The following is a 15,935-nucleotide window of genomic DNA, read 5'->3' as shown; positions in this document are numbered from 1 at the left end:
ACGGACGGCGAGCAGTCATCTTCAGCTCCCAGCCAGGCAGTTGACTCCTACAGCCGAACTACGACCGACCAGGCCTGCCGTCAACCCACGCCACCGCCGAATTTAACGAACTACCGGTAGACGGTGTCCCGCCAAGTGGTGTAGCAGCGATCGCCGCGAAAGTGCAGGTCGTGGGCCAGATGCGGGCAATAGTCGACCGGACGATCTGACGCTTTGTCAGTTGATGACGTCTATGGCGCGGCGCTGCCGACCTTGGCGCGCCCTTCTCCGAGGCCAGAGCCGCGGGTTCCGCTCCGACCATCTCCGGCAAGACGGCTTGCCTGATGAGCTGTCAGGTCGCAGAGGTGCCGTGCAGGCCGATTGGGACCTGCATCTTCGACGTGATCGCCGCTACACCACTTGGCGGGACGCGACCGGCGGTTACGTGGAGTTGTCCATGCGTTTCCGATGACGCACCATGTGGAGCGCGTTGCGATCCATGAACCGGCCGCATACTCCGTGCGCGCGCCCGGGCCGAGGAGGCACCGCAGAACGAGTGTCTGAGCCTCGGCCAACGCAAGTCAGCCCACGACGGCGGGCGCAACGACCTGGCAGGCGGGCGAGCCTCGCAGCATCACCGCTGGCCTCAGTCATGCAGTCGGGGCTCGTCAAGCAGAGCAAGTCACAAAGTCAGTCCGCGAACAACCTGCCTGACCCATCAGGGCTTTCGCCTCTGCTCACATATCCGTACTGTGACTCTCCACAACGGAGTTGAAGAGGGATGGCGGATGGGCATCAGTCGTGACGCGGAATCGTTCGTTACCTTCACAACTCTGGACGGGGAGGATGTGCGGGTCGAGATCGAGCCGTCACACGACGATTTCATGCCAGTCAGCGCCGAACGATCGATCGGTAGAGTCGAACGTATGTTTCGTCCTGCCTTGACGGTGGCTGGGGAAGCGATCAGGGAGGCTCGCGAGCTCCGCCCGGACGAAGTCACTGTACGGCTAGGCATCAAGGTCACAGGCGCAGGTGGCGCTGTGATCTCTAAAAGTGTCAATGACTGCCATTTCGAGATCACTCTAAGCTGGGGTCGGATCCAGGGATAGCGAGCGGCTGCCATGAAGGTATTCATCAGCTGGTCAGGTCCCCAGTCGCAGAAGATGGCAGAGTCCCTAAAAGCCTGGCTCAAGTATGTGATCCAGTCAGTTGATCCTTTCGTGTCATCTTTGGATATCGCAAAGGGCGACCGCGGACTACGAGTGATATCTGGACAACTGGAAGAGACTTCCTTTGGCATTGTCTGCGTGACCCGAGAGAATAGTCTCGCCCCGTGGATTAACTTCGAAGCAGGTGCACTCTCTAAAGCAATTGGGGACGCACGCGTTGTGCCATGCCTTCTCGATATGCCTGTCAGTGATCTCACTGGACCGCTCGCGCAATTTCAGGTGGTTTCGAGTAGCAATAGAGAAGATGTCTTCGCTATGGTTCGTTCTCTTCGCGATTATTCAAATCTTGCGACACTGGACGACAACCATCTGAAGACCACCTTTGATGCTTTCTGGCCCAGACTTGACGAAGAGTTGCAGGTCGCTCGCAACATGCAGGTAAACGCGGCTTCGATGACGCCGAGGCGAGACCCCGGCGAGATCCTCGAAGAAGTCCTGGTTCTGACGCGCCGCCAAGAAAACGTTCTTAGAACTATCGTTGAGAGAGTGGACTCCTCGGTCCCCATGTTGGAGATCAAAGGGAGTGCGAACACCGTGCCAGGCAAGACGGACGCTCGTCGTGCACTCGTGGATGAATTGATTGCGGGTCTCGATCTTCCAGACGACAGCGCTCTCACTTTCCGGGTGATCACCGATAGGGTTCCTGAGGAAATTCAGGTCGTCTACAATTCTGAAGCCATTACGGCCGATAATGTACAGCGGGCTTATGCTCAGGTCGGCCAGTTCGCGAACCGTAAACATATTCGCGCGACGGTCAGATCGACTGACGGCTACGAGATCATGGCAGTTCCAGGAAAAGAGACAATTTTGTTGCTGCCCGCCGAGCCGGCCATGAAAACCATTGAGGATCGTCGTAATGACGACAACATTGCTCGGGCAGACACTGCATGAGTCCATCACGCCGAGCCCTCTTCAATAATTTGTGTCGCGCCTCAACCATTAGCCGCTTCGCTAGATCATTCCTCGCTGGCCTGGGGGTCATTGCCGGAATCAGCGGACTCGGCACCGGTCTCTTTCCCGACCTTGCAAAGCACTATGGATTACCGATCTTGATTTTTTCGCTATTTCTTGGGCTTTCCTGCGCAGCTTGGGCTGCCTGGCCAAGGCTCTCGTTCAGTAGAAGTTTTGAACTACCCCGGGCAACTATCTCTGTGATGGTCGATGACCTTTTCGCTCAGGGCGGTCATCTGGTTGTGGGAATGACTGACACCTTTGATACCGAGCCGCCAATACTTATCTCTTCTAGCAGCATCCAGGGCCAGTTCTTGGCGAAGGAGTTCGACGGTGATATCAGACGCCTGGATGCCGAGTTGGATAGCGCGCTGACGCGACATCAAGTCGTTGCTACTGAATCGCGTGACTCCAAAGCCCTCGGTAAACTGAACCGCTACTCAATTGGCACGGTAGCGGTCATAGGCACCGAGGAACGTAGGTACTACGCCCTTGCCTACAGTAAGATGCGTAACGATTACGTGGTTGAGTCGAGCGTTTCTCATATATGGAACTCGCTTATGTCTCTGTGGCCAGTCGTACGAGACACCTGCCATCTGGGAACGGTCTCGATTGCCGTAGTTGGCATGGGGCTTGCCCGTCTCTCAGGGCGCATCTCTCAAGCAGATATGGTCCGACTCATTATAATTTCTTTCCTTACCTCTTCCAGGGAATCAGATGTGGCTAGTCACTTGCGGATCGTGATATCCCCTGATGCTGCCGAGAGTATCGACTTTCGACGATTGAACGACTATCTCGCTGCCCAGTGAATCTTGCATCGCATAAGCTGTGGAGCTGGCCTCCCACTGCAACTTCTTCACGTGTGGTTTCGCGAGGCTTTAAAACGTCATGTCTGATTATTGGAGTCTGACTTCAGAAGGGCGGGTGGGAGTGAATATACCCGCCAGATTCGCTGTAAATGGAAATGGAAATACTCTGGTCGGCGGCCAGTCGTTCAAGATCAGAATGCACGCCTTGCGCGTTGGAGACCCCTTGCTCGGTGCAGTAGATTTCTAACCCGTAGTCGGTCTTCTTCATTCGAGTAATGTTCTTGGTGCCGATCATTTCTCGTACCATGTTGGCGACTCTTGATGTGCGCCTGGTGTTACCTGTCTCGTTTGTGATGCGCACTTCCCTGGGTTCGTTGATTGCGTAGTGTGATGAAATATTCCTAATGGATGTAACGATGGTTTCCAGAGCGCCGATACGAGTGCTCTGTTCTCGCACAAGACCAACAAGCTCATTGAGAATTTCAGAGGTTTCGCGTTCGGGTGTAGTGCTTTCTGGGCTTTTCTCTCGAATGGTGACAAGATTGGTTTCGAGATCTCCCCAGAATCTCTCGAAAGTGGTCCTGAGCCTGTCGGGTTCTACTGTCACTTCACACTTATCGTTAATTGACTTGATCATCGACCATACGTCGCCCTTGTTCGAGCTGTCGGTCGCTTGGAATTGTGTAATTGGCCCAGAGAGGTCTTTGATGGGCATGTCGACCAGGAACGGAATTAGAGAACTTTCCCCCAATTCTCGCGATAGGGCTCCGGACTCAAAGTTAATCCATGGTGCGGATTGGTTGTCACGTGTGACGCAGACAATCCCCAAAGAGCATTCCTGTAACTGGCTTGCAATCTTACTTAGTCCGCGCTCGCCTTTTGATATGTCTTGAGAAGATACAAATGGCGTGATTGCCTGATTCATATAGGGAAGCCAATCCCTGAGTGCCTCCGCGCACTGCTTTGCCATATCTCCTGACCAGCTGATAAAGATCTGCATGGTCCTACGCGCCCCCTGATTCGATCTGCTGAGCAGGCATGATGCCTTAGTCTGTCGGTTCGTTGGACCCGGTGTCCGTCGTTTCAGTGAGGTCGGCGGAGTCTCAATGGCCGAGTCAAGGGCCTCTGCTGGGCCGCTGGTGCTGTCAGGTGTCGGTGTCGGCGGCCTCTTCGAGCAGGTCCATGGCGTAGTTGTGGAAGCGGCGTTCGGCGTCGCGGCATGGTGCGTTGAAGAAGGCTCGCTGAGCTTCGGCAAGATCGCAGTTCAGTAGTTTCATGGTTACAAACACGGCCTCCACTCCGTGACACCCGTTGTCCTTGAGGAACTGCTGGAGTGCGTCTGTGTCGCCGGTTGTCTCCCAGAAGGGCTGGGCGGTTCGCTGCATGGCAGCGATGCGTGCTGATCGTTCTGCGTCGAAGCCCACTGGACCCGCCCTTCTGGTTTGGCCCGCAGGCTATCGCCAGGTGGGCGGCATGCGCTGGCCCGTTTAGGCGGCTTCGGCGACGGTTGGATGGAAGGTGAAGGGCCTGCCGTCGCGCAGGAGGGCCCAGAGGACATCGACACGTCGACGGGCGAGGGCGATGACGGCCTGGACGTGCTTGCAGCCCTCGGCTCGCTTCTTCAGGTAGTAGTCGCGGTTGGCGCCTTCGCGGATGATGCTGGTCTGGGCAGACAGATAAAAGACGCGGCGGAGGCGTCGGCTGTAGCGCTTGGGGCGGTGGAGGTTTCCGGTGCGGCGTCCGGAGTCGCGTGGCACGGGCACCAGGCCGGCGGCAGAGGCGAGGCGGCCTGCATCGGCGTAGGCGCCCAGATCACCGGCTGCGACGATGAACTCGGCTCCCAGAATGGGGCCCATGCCCGGCAGGGACTCGATGATGTGGGCCTGTGGGTGGGTATGGAACGTTCGCCGGATCTGCTGGTCGATGTGCTTGAGCTGGTCGTCCAGGACAAGGACCTGCGTGGCGATGTCCGCGACGATGCCGGCGGCGACATCCTGGCCCGGCAACGTGACGTGCTGAGACCTGGCGGCCTGGAGGGCGGTGGCGGCGACCGCGTCGGGGTTGCGGACGTTCCGTCCTCGACGAGCAGCGTGTCCTGCAGGCCACCCTGCTCAGCCCTCTGCCGGCCTCGGCCTGCGGGCGCCTGCAAGGAAGCCGCCCGGCCGGACCGCCTCCCCAGCTGCCACCGCCCGCCGAGCAGATCGCCGAGCGGACCGTCAGCAGCGTCGGCGGGTTCATGGTCGCCGGACAGCGCATCCAGCTCGGCCGCGGCTATGCGCACCAGGTCGTCACCGCCCACCTGGACGGGACAACGATCCGTATCTTTCACGGCCAAGAGCTGATCACCACCGTCCCGCGCGTGACCAGGAAGGAGGTGGTGGTCCGCAAGTCCAGCGAACACAACCGCCGGAAGATCGTCTAGGGCAGACGTCAAGCATCACCCGACGCCAACCCGTCAACCATCAACTGAGACTCGACATATGTGCAGCCCACAGACGTTGATGTCGACGTCATCATTGTTGCTGTCATAGCCTCCTCGCGTGGCGACGACCGAGGCTGACTGGGCGTACGAACTGGCTGGCGAGCTGTTGCGGGACAGCCTTCCGCGTAGATGGGCACACACACAGGGTGTTGCTGCGTGTGCCCAGACGCTGGCGCTGCTGGTCGGCGACGACGTCGGCGTTCTGGAATCCGCGGCAGTGCTGCACGATGTCGGCTACGCGCCCCCGCTTGTCGACACCGGATTCCATCCGCTGGATGGAGCCCGCTACCTGCGCGACACGCACGCGGCGGACGAGCGAGTCGTCCGGCTGGTGGCGAACCACACGTACGCCCTGCTGGAAGCCGAGGAGCGCGGCCTGCGGGACGAGCTGGCCGACGAGTTCCCCCTTCTGAATGATCCATTGCTCGTGGACGCGCTGGTCTACTGCGATATGACCACGACGCCGGACGGTCGGCGGACGACGCCCCATGAGCGGCTTAAAGAAATCCTGGACCGCTACGGCGAGGACAGTGTGGTGGGACGCTTCATCCGACGGGCCGCACCGCACATCCACGCGAGTGTGGATCGTGTGCGGGCGGCCGCGGTCGAGGCCGGCGTCGAGTTGTGAACGCGAACGATCAGCCTAGGTGGGGGTACGCGCCCGCGAGGTAGTGGCCGATCTGCTCGTGCATGCTCGGGTGGATGTCGAGCGTGTGCAGGTCGTGCGGGTGGACCCAGCGCACGCCGTCGGCTTCGTCGTTGACGGTGGGCTCGCCGCCGACTGGGCGGCCGATGTAGGCGGCCTCGTACTGCTGCCGGATCTCGCCGTCGGTGTACTCGATGATGTGTTCCGGGTTGGAGTAGACGCCCAGGAAGCCGGTGACCTCTGCGACGATGCCGGTCTCCTCCTGGCACTCGCGGACGGCACACTGTGCCGGACTCTCGCCGATGTCCTGGGCCCCGCCGGGCAGGGCCCACTGGCCGGTGTCACGGCGGCGCTGGAGCAGGATGGCGCCTTCGTCGTTGACCACGAGCAGGTTGCTTGCGGGGATGAGGGTGTTGGCCTTGGGGGCCTTGGGGTCGTGGTAGTACTCGGTCCTGCCCACGGTGGTGCTACTCCTGCCTGTCGGGCGCCCAGGGGCGCGCTGATGCCCATACGGCCTCGAAGCTGTCGCTATACCGCTGGAACCATTCTCCGCCGTCTGCATTGCGGAGCTGGAGTAGCGGGTTGGCGCTGGCCGGCTGGCCCCAGATGTGCGGGTTGGCCATGAGGTGGTCGTCGTATCGGAAGATCGAGTTGTAGAGCGTCGTGTCATGCAGGCGCACCTCACAGCCTGGGTAGCCGACGAGGTCGCGGTAGTAGGTGAGGGACGCCTTGATTTTGGCCGCGAGCGTGCCTCCGATGCTCTCCTCCTTGTCCCTGATACGGACCGCCGACCCGTCCGGATCTCCGAAGCACAGCCGGACACGAACGCCTGCCTGTGCCCTTTCCTGGAGCATCCTCGCGATGTGCGGGTTCGTCTGCGCGAAGAAGGTTCCCGAGAAGACGAGCACGTCAACTTGCTTCATGGCACCCAGAAGCAAGGAGAGCCACACATCGCGGGGGACACTTGCCCGGTTGGGGTAGGTGTCGACGAGCTCTGAGCGCGCCGAGCCAAGCCGTTGATCTCCTTGACCGGTGTCCGGCCACAGGTATGTCTCGTCGACCCGCAGCAGGTTCGCGACCGTCCAACGGTGTCGGCGGTGGGGGATCCGGCCGCCGACCCACCGGCTGGCCGTCTTCGGGTCCACGGAGCAGGCTCCTGCCAACTCCTCCACTGTCAGGCCCCGCTGCACGAGTGCGGAGCGCAGTCGCTCATTCACCCAGGCAAGCCAACCGGACCGTGACAGCAGGCCGCAAGTGCGATGAGCCCGCTGGATGCGGTTGTGGCCGGAACTGTTCGTACGTCTACGCTGGACCGGTGTCACTGATCGTGCTCTGGGACATCGACCACACCCTCATTGAGAACTCCGGCGTGAGCAAAGAGATCTACGCCGCCGCGTTCGAAGACGTCGCCGGTCGTACCGCTGACCATCCAGCCCGTACCGAGGGCCGGACCGACCGGCTGATCCTCGCGGGGATGTTCCAGGACCACGGGATGGAGCCACCGGAGTGGGAAGTGATCCAGCCCGTCCTGGAGGCCGCCGGCGCGGCACGGGAGGCTGAGCTCGCCCGTCGTGGCTGGGCGCTTCCCGGTGCGCGCGAGGCCCTCGCCGCGGTGGCGGCCGAGTCCGGCATGATCTCCTCGGTCCTCACCGGAAACGTCCAGGCGAACGCCCGGGTCAAGCTCAGGGCTTTCGGCCTGGACGGCCTGGTCGACATCGAGTGCGGAGGGTACGGAGCGGACGCGACGGACCGGGCGGACTTGGTCGGCGTTGCACGGACCCGTGTCGGGGAGGCGTACGGCACGCCGATCGAGACGCCGGTGGTCCTCATCGGTGATACCCCGCGCGACGTCCAAGCCGCCCTCGACTCCGGCGCGCACGTCATCGCGGTGGCGTCTGGCGTCCACAGCGCGGACGAGCTGGAGGAGTCCGGAGCGAGCACGGTGCTTGCTGATCTCACCGATGTCGCCGCTCTGATGTGCCACCTCCGGTCGTTGACGCACGCCGTCTGCTGAAAACGTCCCGGGACGTCCGTGAGAAGTCCCTGCGCGTGGTTCGCCGTCCTGCCGTACGACGGCACGCTCTTGGGAGCCGTCGGCGGAGCTTCCCTCGTGTTCCGCCGACGTGCCATCCCCTCTCCTGCCTCATGGATGGAGCACACGCGTGACAGCTTTACTCGGCGGACAGGCGGGCGTGACGTCCACACTCGTGGATGTGGAGCGACTCGCGCGGAGGTACGGGTTGCCGGTCGAAGACGCCCTGCTGATCGCGATCAACCTCCACGGCGTCAACGGGGAAGCGCCGCGTCACCGCGCCCGTCTCCAGGTGAGGCTGAACAGCGCGCCGTCGACGCCCTGGCAGCTCATCGTCCCGCTGAACGCGGCGACATCGCCCTTCCGCCTGATGGAGGGCGGGCAACTGCTGCTGGGTGACTCCCCGCTCGGCTTGGTGGAGCGTGTCGATGCCGATGAGGCCGTCGGTGGCTACTTTCGTGACGGTGGCACCGCCTTGACGCTCAATCCGAATGCCCGGAGTCGGTGCGTGGGCTGTGCCTTCTGCCCCAACACGCTGGAGGCGGCCGCAGACCCCCGGCTGTCGGAGGAACAGGACCTCCGAGAACTTCTCGCCGCGCTGCGCGAGCAGCACCCGCGGCGTGACCTGGCGGAGGTTCGAGAGGTCACCGTTTCAACCGGTTGCTTCGAACGGGAGGCCGCGGCCGTCGACCATCTGCGGGCTTTGCGCTCCGTGCTCGGCGAGTACGGCATCGAAGCCAGACTCGGCTTCCTTACATCAGTGCTTCATTCCCGGCAGGCGTTCGACGAGCTCGCCGACGTCGGCCCCTTCGTTCTGAGGCTGACCGCTGAATGCTTCACCCGACGCGACCTCCTGCTGAAGGCCAGCAAGACCGTACTGACGACCACTTCGATGCCGGAAGTGCTGAGGCGGGCGGTCGCCGCGGGCCACGGTACGTCGTTCACGTACATCGCGGGACTGGACGACCTCGACGCGATGCGCACCGGTGTCGAGGCCCTCGCGCCGTATGTGACCGAGTTCCCCAACTTCCAGGTCTACCAGGCCCACAACCGTGTCATGGCCGGCCTGCGCGCGACTGGGGCACAGGAGCTCGAGTACTACCTCCGCGCCCGCGTCGAGATAGAGAGGATCATGAAGCCCTCCGGCCTGCGACCCGTGGCATGGGAGTGCTACCGCCCTCTGTGGTACTTCACCTTCGCCGACGAGACCCTGGTCGGCGCGTGATGGAGCGCAACGCCGTTCTGGCCGACGCCCTGTGGAGAGCCATCTGCTACGCCTCAGTGTGCCAACTCCACCTACAGGACAACGTCCTGCTCAGCCGGCCGCTCACGGCCGAACACGTGAAGCCGCGCCCCTCGGGACACTGGGGAACCGTGCCGGGCACTGCCTGGGCCTTGTCCCACCTCGCTCTAGCCGCCGGGACCCTTGAAGAAGAAGTCAGCCTCGTGCCGCTGCTCGGTGCCGGGCACGCCGGGGTCGTCCAGCTCTCCGCCTCCTGGGTCACGGGCGAGCTCGGCGGACTGCGCCCCGATTACGGCGCGGACGCGGAAGGTCTGCGACGGCTCTCCAAAGCATTCCCCGATGTGGACGGGCTGGGAGCCGAGGTCTTCCCGGCGCTTCCCGCGGGCGCCTTCCTCGGCGGACGCCTCGGCGGATGCCTGCCCTTCGCCCAAGGAACCGCCCTGGACGCTCGCGGTCGGATTGTTGTCCCGGTGATCGGCGATGGCGAGTGCGAAACCCCGACCACCGCGGCCGCCTGGCTGGCGCACCGAGACCTCGCCGGTACCGCAGTCCTTCCCATAGTGCATGTGAACGGCTTCCGCATGGGCGGTCCGTCCCTGCTCGGACGGTTGAACGACGACCGCCTTCGCGCGTACTTCGCCGGCCTCGGATGGGAAGCCGAGATCGTTCACGTCACCACCGGATCGCAGCCGGAGCACGCCGCCTTTCACGCCGCCCTGCGGGACGCCGTGGAGTCCACCCGGCAGGACCGTTCCACGGTTCTCGTCCTGCGCTGCGTCAAGGGATGGACCGGCCCCGTTGCCCTCGGCAGCCGAACGCTCCTCGGCACTCCCGCCCTGCACAAGACACCTCTTACGAACCCGAGGGCGAACATGGAACAACTGGCGCAGCTCGACGACTGGCTGGCCTCCTACCGGCCTTCGCAGCTCTTCGACGCGTACGGACGCAGCCGAGGGACCCTCGCGGAAGCCGTCGCTCGGATTCGCTGGTGCTCCCTTCCTCCCACACAGCCGACAACCCCTACGGCCCGGCGTGAGGTCAGCGCTGTGTCGTTCGCGAGCGGGGTCACCGGGGTCGTCCGGCAGCACGCCGAACGAGGGGACTTCCTGCTTCTCAGTCCGGACGAACTGGCCTCCAACCGTCTTGCCGGTCTCACAGGTGAGCGATGGGCTCACGAATTGTTGGCGGAGGAGGTGCTGCTGGAGTGGCTCGCCGGCTGGACCGCCAGCGGGCGACGGGGCCTGCTCGTGTCGTACGAGGGCTTCGCCCCTCTGCTCACGAGCGGCCTGGTGGGACACATCAAGCAGCGACGCCTCGACGGCGCGCGGGGCCTGCCCAGCCTCAACATTCTTCTGACCTCATACGGCTGGCAGAACGTACTCACGCACGGCGACCCGTCCCTCGCCACCGTCCTGCTGGGACTTGGCGCGCCTGGTGTGCGGGTGCTGACGCCGGCGGACCCGGCGCGGACGGTGGCGGTCCTGGACGAGGCGCTCGACTCAGTGGACCGCGTCAACCTGGTCATCACCGGCAAGCACGACCGCACTCTCCACCCGGGAAGTTACCTAGCCGAGGAGCAGAACCGTGGGCTCGCCGTGTGGTCGCACCTCAGCGACGATGACGAACCCGACCTGACAATCGTGACGGCGGGAGACATCCCCGCCGCCGTGGCCACGCAAGCCGTCGACCGCATTCGCGTACGTCACAGGTGCCGGATCCGAATCGTCAGTCTGCTGGACGTCACGGTTCTCGGTGCTCCAAGCGCGTGGCCACGGGGCCTGAACGGGCGCGAGATCGAGCACTATCTCGGTGCCCACGCCCCCCTTCTCATCCTCACCCTGGGGCACCCGGCAGCCTTGTGGGGGCTGCTGGCGGGAAGGCTCCACCGCCCCGTCGACATTATCGGATGGCAGGAACCCGTCGGCCCGATGCCGCAGCGCGATCTCGCTCGCACCATGGGCATGGACGTGGCGGGAGTCGAGCGGGCCGCCGACCTCCTTCTGGCCTCCCGGGAGGTGGTCCGATGAGCTCGTGGACCATCCAGGACCTCCACGTGATCCAGACGAGACAGCCCGCCGCAGCCGGGGACGACACCTTCTTCGTCGCGGTCCGCGCCGGGAACGAGGTCGGCTGGTACGGCCCGGTCGGGGAAGGCGTGGCCCTCTACGTGAACGACGTACTCGCCCCTGAGGCGAAGGACGCGCTGGTCACCGACCACGTTCGCCTGCTCGACGACCTGCGGGCCGCGACTCGCGGGCAGCCGTCCGAGGTGGCCTCATGGGCCGTCGGCACGGTGGACTGCGCCGTCTGGGACCTCCACGGCCGTCTCGCCGGGTGCGCCGTGGCCGGACTCCTCACCACTGCGGCACCGCAGCCGCTCGTCCCGGCCTACGCCTCCTGGCTCACCCAGGACCTCAGCAGCGTCAACAGCCCGAACGTCCTGACCGGCGTCATGGCCGGCGGCTGGAGCTTCACCAAGTGGGGGCTTCGCCGGGACCCTGCCGACCCCTCGGGCGAAGCCGCTGCCCGCATGGCTCAAGCGGTCGAGCGCTGCTCCCACGCTCTCGGAGCGCCGCTGGCCGTCGACGCGGTCGGCACCTGGACACCGGCAGTGGCCCTGGCCTTCGCGCAGGCCGTTGATCCCGCCTGCCTTCGTTGGCTGGAGGACCCGCTCCCGCGTCACGACGCCGACACGTACGAACTCCTTGCGGCGAGTCCACTGCCGCTGGCAGTCGGCGAACGCGCGCACTACGACGAGGATCCCGCCGGATTGATCCAGTACATACGCCCCAGCGCCCTCACCCTCGACGTCGTCGGATGCGGCGGTCTGACCCGAGCGGCACAGATCGTCCCAGTCGCTGAGACCCACGGCGTCCCCGTGTACCCACACGGCCGCTCGCTCCTGCCCGCCCTCCACCTCGCCGCCGCTTACCCCGACGCCGTCCCGGCCGCTGAGTACCGGCTGCGATGGGAGCCCGGTCGGCAACGCCTCTACGAGGTGCCACTCCGCCCCGAAAACGGCCATATCCGCTTGCCGGACACTCCGGGTCTCGGCACCACGCCAAGGAGCACAACATGCCCAGCGCCCCACTGAACGTTCCCGTCGAGGGCACGGTCGCCCACCGCCCAGAAGGGCCCCTGCTCCGCCTGTCGCGACGGCTCGACGGCCACGACACCTTCCTCACCGGAAGCCTCGACATCGCGGACCAGTCCGTTCCCGTGCGCATCCTCACCCTGGACGACGTCACCGTCCTGCGGCCCACGAGCGGGTTCCGTACGCCAGCCGACGGCGAGCACTGGCACGGCCGACTGCACCTGCCGCACGGATTGCGTCCCCGCAGCGTCCCACCCGATCTCAACTCCGTAGCTGATCAGGAAGGGCGATCACTGGACGCGCTCGACGGAGCGGAGCTGCGGTACGTCCTGACGTTCCTCTCGGAAGCCACCACCCCGGACATACGGCGGGTCCGTATCGAAGCCGTTGTCTCCGCCCTTCCGGCTGCCGCAGGGAGGAATCAGTGACGTCACGACCCGAACTGCTGGTCTCCGTGGACGTCGGGGGCACTCTGGGCATGGCCGACGGTCCCGGCCTGACGATGCGGCTGGTCGAAGCGTCACCGCTTCCTCCCGCCCGCACCCGCGAGATCCTTCGGTCCAGCCTCCACATCCGCCCGGCCCTGACCGACTCCGTGGTGCACGAGATCTGCGAAGCCATCCAGGTGCCGACGGGGACGTTCCCACGCGATGTACCGCCAGCCCCGTTCAGCCTCTACCCCGGCACGACCGAGGCCCTCCGCCGTATCAGCGCGGTAGCGACCGTCGTCACCCTCTCCAACGTGACCTGCGTCGATGCTGACACCGAGGGAATGCGCGAGCTCCTCTCCCCATGGGTGAGCGACTTCTTCCCGTCCTGCCGCATCGGTCTCACCAAGCCCGACCGCCGCGCTTTCCATGCCGTGACAGACCACTTCCGCATGGATCCAAGTGGCCTGATCCACGTCGGTGACGACTGGACGTGCGACATCGTGGGTGCCGTCGAGGCAGGGGCGCGTGCTGTGTGGATCTCGCGCGGGAGACAGGTCCCCGACGAGTCCCTGCTCGTTGACCACGGTGTGCTCGTCGCCGACGACTTGGCGGCAGCCACCTCCCACATCCAGCACCTCGCACCACGGAGCGCCACATGAGCCTGTTCACCGGAACCGCCAGCTACTACCGCCAGTTCCGCCCCGGTATCCCGGAGGACGTCGCCGCGTGCCTGGACCGGGCCGCTCCGGGCCGGACTGGCGGCCGACGTCGCCTGCTGGATGTTGGCACCGGCACTGGACTGGTCGCCGAGGCACTTCTCGGCCGGTTCGACGACATCATCGCCGTCGACAACGACGCCGACATGCTCGCCGCGGCGGAGTCGGCGCTGCGCCCGAAGCTGTCCGAGAGCACACGCCTGTCGCTCGTCGAGAGCACCGCCGAGGACTTCGTGCCGCCCGCCGGGTGGAAAGCCGACCTGGTCACGATCTGCCGCGCGTTCCACTGGCTGGACCAGGCCGCCGTACTGGTCCGTCTGGAAGACCAGGTCGCCTCCGACGGCGTCGTGGCCATCTTCGGCGACAGCAGCTTCTGGACCGCGACCAACCCCTGGAAGGAGGCCGTCCGGGACGTCATCAAGTCGTTCCTCGGCGAGGAACGCCGCGCCGGCTCCGGCACCTTCCAGCACCACAACCGTCCCTACAGCGAGATCATGGAGGAGTCGCCCTTCGACCAGGTCGAGGAGGCACGGATCCCCGTGCACCGCGCCTGGACCACCGAGGACATCCTCGGCTACCTCTACTCCACCTCTTTCGCCGCACCCCACCTCTTCGGAGACCGGCTGCCGGAATTCGAGACGGCGGTCAAGGAGCGGCTCACGGACTTCAGCGAGGACGACAACTTCCCGGAGGAGAACGAGTTCCTGATCCGCTTCGGGCGGCGGAGCAGGAGGTGACGACCAGCGGCACCAGGCGGGCGTTCGCCGCGCTCAGCGCCCCTCGTGTGGCGGCCGAGCTCGGCGAGCGGTCCGTCCTCTGCCTGCCGCTCGGATCGGTCGAGCAGCACGGCCCGCACCTGCCCCTGGACACCGACACCGTCATCGCCGAGCGCTTCGCCCACTGCCTGGCCGCACACGCGGCGGGCCGACACGACCTTTGGGTAGGGCCGGCCGTTCCCTACGGCCTATCGCCCGAACACGCTCGCACGCCGGGGACCATCACCCTGGACCTCCACCTGTACGCAACGCTCATCATCACGCTCGTCACCGAGTACGTCCGGTCCACGCGCGTCCAGTCAGTGCTCCTCGTCAATGGTCACGGCGGCAATCGCGGCGTCCTGGAGGCGGTCGTCCACCAGCTACGCCACTCGCACGGCGTCACTAGTCGTGTCCTCCACCCGGCCGCACTGGCCGCCAGTCGTTTCCCGACCGAGAGCGAGTTGCCCGAGGTGCACGCCGGAGCGCTGGAGACCGCCCTCATGCTCGCCGTCGCCCCGGACCGGGTCCGGCTCGACCTCCTGCCGAGCGAGACATTGCCGGGCCCCGGCCGACGCCGGGCGATCGGCCACCTCGTACTTGATCGCGGCGTCACCTGGCCCTGGACCTCCGACGATCCCGCTCTCTCCACCGACGGAGTCATCGGCGACGACCCGCGCAAAGCCACCCCGGAAGTCGGACAGAAGCTCCTCACCGCAGCACTCGACGCCGGTACACACCTACTCGACCGCATCGACACCACCACGCCCTACGAGCCGTCGCAGACCTTACGGAGGCACCATGCCCCTCGCGCCTGAGGAGAAGGACACGTTCAAACGCGACGGAGTCCTCATACGCCGCGCCCTGGTAGCTCCCGCACTCGTCCAACGCGCCGCCTCCCTCGTCGGGACCTGGTACCGAGACCTGAAACCCTGCGACATCCCGGGCTACAGTCGGCGCACCTTCGCCCCCGAACTCGGCAGCCACCCCGACCTCCTCGCCCTATACGGGGAGACGAGCGCGGCCGAACTCGCCACCGAACTGCTCGGGGAGACCGTCCCCGTCACCACCGCACAGATCCAGATCCGCGTACCCGAGTCCGAGTTCCCCGACGCGCAGCCCGAGAAGGCTATGCACGTGGATGGAGTCTCCTGCCCCCACCTCGATCCGCGAGAACTGCGCACCTTCTCGCTCCTCGTCGGGGTCGTCCTGTCCGACGTGAGCAGCGCGCGGGACGGAGCACTGCACTACCAGCCGGGCGGTCACCACACCATGGCGGACTGGTTCCGGACCCAGTGGTCGCTCGGCATGACGGAGCAGGTGCCCCCTGAAGTCGACCAGGCGAGCGGTGTCCCTCTGCTCGGTGCTCCCGGCGACGTCCTGCTCATGCACCACCTCGTCCCGCATTCGGTGGGACGGAACCTCACCCCGTTCCCTAGGGTGATGGCCTACTTCCGCGTCTCCCACCCGGCTCACCCGCGCCGCCGCCTCGAAGCCCTGCGCGACCCGTTGCTCGACTATCCGCCTCTCACCGCAGCTCCACAGCCTGCGGCCGACAAGGAGTAGCT

General features: G+C 64.9%; 17 protein-coding genes and 2 pseudogenes. 14 read left to right on the top strand and 5 right to left on the bottom strand.

All coding sequences use genetic code 11. The annotated features are described in order from the left end of the window. The first annotated feature begins 767 nt into the window (after positions 1-767). The 3 genes from ABT085_RS12625 (at position 768) to ABT085_RS12615 (ending at position 2,968) form a co-directional block, all read left to right on the top strand. Complete coding sequence (locus ABT085_RS12625; protein ID WP_351605337.1) at positions 768-1,088, top strand: CU044_2847 family protein; 321 nt, start codon at positions 768-770, stop codon at positions 1,086-1,088. Positions 1,089-1,100: 12 nt separating this feature from the next. Next, complete coding sequence (locus tag ABT085_RS12620; RefSeq protein ID WP_351605335.1) at positions 1,101-2,099, top strand: TIR domain-containing protein; 999 nt, start codon at positions 1,101-1,103, stop codon at positions 2,097-2,099. A 263-nt stretch (positions 2,100-2,362) separates the two neighbouring features. Continuing rightward, entirely contained in the window at positions 2,363-2,968 is a 606-nt protein-coding gene (locus tag ABT085_RS12615) for a macro domain-containing protein (RefSeq protein WP_351605332.1), read from the top strand. 103 nt (positions 2,969-3,071) lie between these two features. On the opposite strand, the gene ABT085_RS12610 is transcribed toward ABT085_RS12615, so the two are convergent. From ABT085_RS12610 to ABT085_RS12600, 3 genes and pseudogenes are all read right to left on the bottom strand, one after another. Continuing rightward, entirely contained in the window at positions 3,072-3,968 is an 897-nt protein-coding gene (locus tag ABT085_RS12610) for a toll/interleukin-1 receptor domain-containing protein (protein WP_351605329.1), read from the bottom strand. A 145-nt stretch (positions 3,969-4,113) separates the two neighbouring features. Further along, a complete protein-coding gene (locus ABT085_RS12605; RefSeq protein ID WP_351605327.1) occupies positions 4,114-4,392 on the bottom strand; it encodes a hypothetical protein in 279 nt (92 codons plus the stop codon). Positions 4,393-4,455: 63 nt separating this feature from the next. Then, positions 4,456-5,043 (bottom strand): annotated as a pseudogene (locus tag ABT085_RS12600) (transposase); the annotation flags it as partial. On the opposite strand from ABT085_RS12600, the pseudogene ABT085_RS12595 reads away from it, so the two are divergent. Both ABT085_RS12595 and ABT085_RS12590 read left to right on the top strand, forming a co-directional pair. Beyond that, positions 5,043-5,390 (top strand): annotated as a pseudogene (locus ABT085_RS12595) (IS481 family transposase); the annotation flags it as partial. The pseudogenes ABT085_RS12600 and ABT085_RS12595 sit on opposite strands and share 1 nt — an antisense overlap. 118 nt (positions 5,391-5,508) lie before the next feature. Further along, complete coding sequence (locus ABT085_RS12590) at positions 5,509-6,078, top strand: HD domain-containing protein (protein ID WP_351605324.1); 570 nt, start codon at positions 5,509-5,511, stop codon at positions 6,076-6,078. A 10-nt stretch (positions 6,079-6,088) separates the two neighbouring features. On the opposite strand, the gene ABT085_RS12585 is transcribed toward ABT085_RS12590, so the two are convergent. Then, positions 6,089-6,556 carry an NUDIX hydrolase gene (locus ABT085_RS12585; RefSeq protein ID WP_351605322.1) on the bottom strand — a complete coding sequence of 156 codons (468 nt, stop codon included), beginning with the start codon at positions 6,554-6,556 and terminating at the stop codon, positions 6,089-6,091. A 7-nt stretch (positions 6,557-6,563) separates the two neighbouring features. Beyond that, positions 6,564-7,313 carry a DUF5919 domain-containing protein gene (locus tag ABT085_RS12580; protein ID WP_351605319.1) on the bottom strand — a complete coding sequence of 250 codons (750 nt, stop codon included), beginning with the start codon at positions 7,311-7,313 and terminating at the stop codon, positions 6,564-6,566. Positions 7,314-7,411: 98 nt separating this feature from the next. Here ABT085_RS12580 and ABT085_RS12575 point away from each other — a divergent pair, with 98 nt between their 5' ends. The 9 genes from ABT085_RS12575 to ABT085_RS12535 all read left to right on the top strand — a co-directional run bounded on the left by ABT085_RS12575 (position 7,412) and on the right by ABT085_RS12535 (position 15,933). Then, complete coding sequence (locus ABT085_RS12575; RefSeq protein WP_351605316.1) at positions 7,412-8,110, top strand: HAD family hydrolase; 699 nt, start codon at positions 7,412-7,414, stop codon at positions 8,108-8,110. 199 nt (positions 8,111-8,309) lie between these two features. Beyond that, the gene (locus ABT085_RS12570; RefSeq protein ID WP_351605313.1) at positions 8,310-9,353 is read left to right on the top strand and encodes a hypothetical protein; all 1,044 of its coding nucleotides are present in this window, start codon (positions 8,310-8,312) and stop codon (positions 9,351-9,353) included. Beyond that, on the top strand, positions 9,353-11,398 hold the full coding sequence (locus tag ABT085_RS12565) for a phosphoketolase family protein (protein WP_351605345.1): 2,046 nt from the start codon (positions 9,353-9,355) through the stop codon (positions 11,396-11,398). Before ABT085_RS12570 ends, ABT085_RS12565 begins: the two co-directional genes overlap by 1 nt. Next, the gene (locus ABT085_RS12560) at positions 11,395-12,465 is read left to right on the top strand and encodes an enolase C-terminal domain-like protein (protein ID WP_351605311.1); all 1,071 of its coding nucleotides are present in this window, start codon (positions 11,395-11,397) and stop codon (positions 12,463-12,465) included. The genes ABT085_RS12565 and ABT085_RS12560 overlap by 4 nt, the downstream gene beginning before the upstream one ends. Continuing rightward, on the top strand, positions 12,447-12,893 hold the full coding sequence (locus tag ABT085_RS12555) for a hypothetical protein (RefSeq protein ID WP_351605309.1): 447 nt from the start codon (positions 12,447-12,449) through the stop codon (positions 12,891-12,893). The genes ABT085_RS12560 and ABT085_RS12555 overlap by 19 nt, the downstream gene beginning before the upstream one ends. Continuing rightward, positions 12,890-13,555 carry an HAD family hydrolase gene (locus tag ABT085_RS12550; protein ID WP_351605307.1) on the top strand — a complete coding sequence of 222 codons (666 nt, stop codon included), beginning with the start codon at positions 12,890-12,892 and terminating at the stop codon, positions 13,553-13,555. Before ABT085_RS12555 ends, ABT085_RS12550 begins: the two co-directional genes overlap by 4 nt. Next, positions 13,552-14,349: a class I SAM-dependent methyltransferase gene (locus tag ABT085_RS12545; protein ID WP_351605304.1), complete on the top strand. Its 798-nt coding sequence runs from the start codon at positions 13,552-13,554 to the stop codon at positions 14,347-14,349. The genes ABT085_RS12550 and ABT085_RS12545 overlap by 4 nt, the downstream gene beginning before the upstream one ends. Next, entirely contained in the window at positions 14,346-15,185 is an 840-nt protein-coding gene (locus ABT085_RS12540; protein ID WP_351605302.1) for a creatininase family protein, read from the top strand. The genes ABT085_RS12545 and ABT085_RS12540 overlap by 4 nt, the downstream gene beginning before the upstream one ends. Further along, the gene (locus ABT085_RS12535; RefSeq protein WP_351605299.1) at positions 15,169-15,933 is read left to right on the top strand and encodes a phytanoyl-CoA dioxygenase family protein; all 765 of its coding nucleotides are present in this window, start codon (positions 15,169-15,171) and stop codon (positions 15,931-15,933) included. Before ABT085_RS12540 ends, ABT085_RS12535 begins: the two co-directional genes overlap by 17 nt. The last annotated feature ends 2 nt before the right edge of the window (positions 15,934-15,935 follow it).

It is taken from the genome of Streptomyces sp. NPDC002265, from assembly GCF_040296125.1.
Taxonomy (GTDB): domain Bacteria; phylum Actinomycetota; class Actinomycetes; order Streptomycetales; family Streptomycetaceae; genus Streptomyces.
Note: the sequence above shows the minus strand (reverse complement) of the source record. Positions and strands in the feature narration are given on the sequence as shown.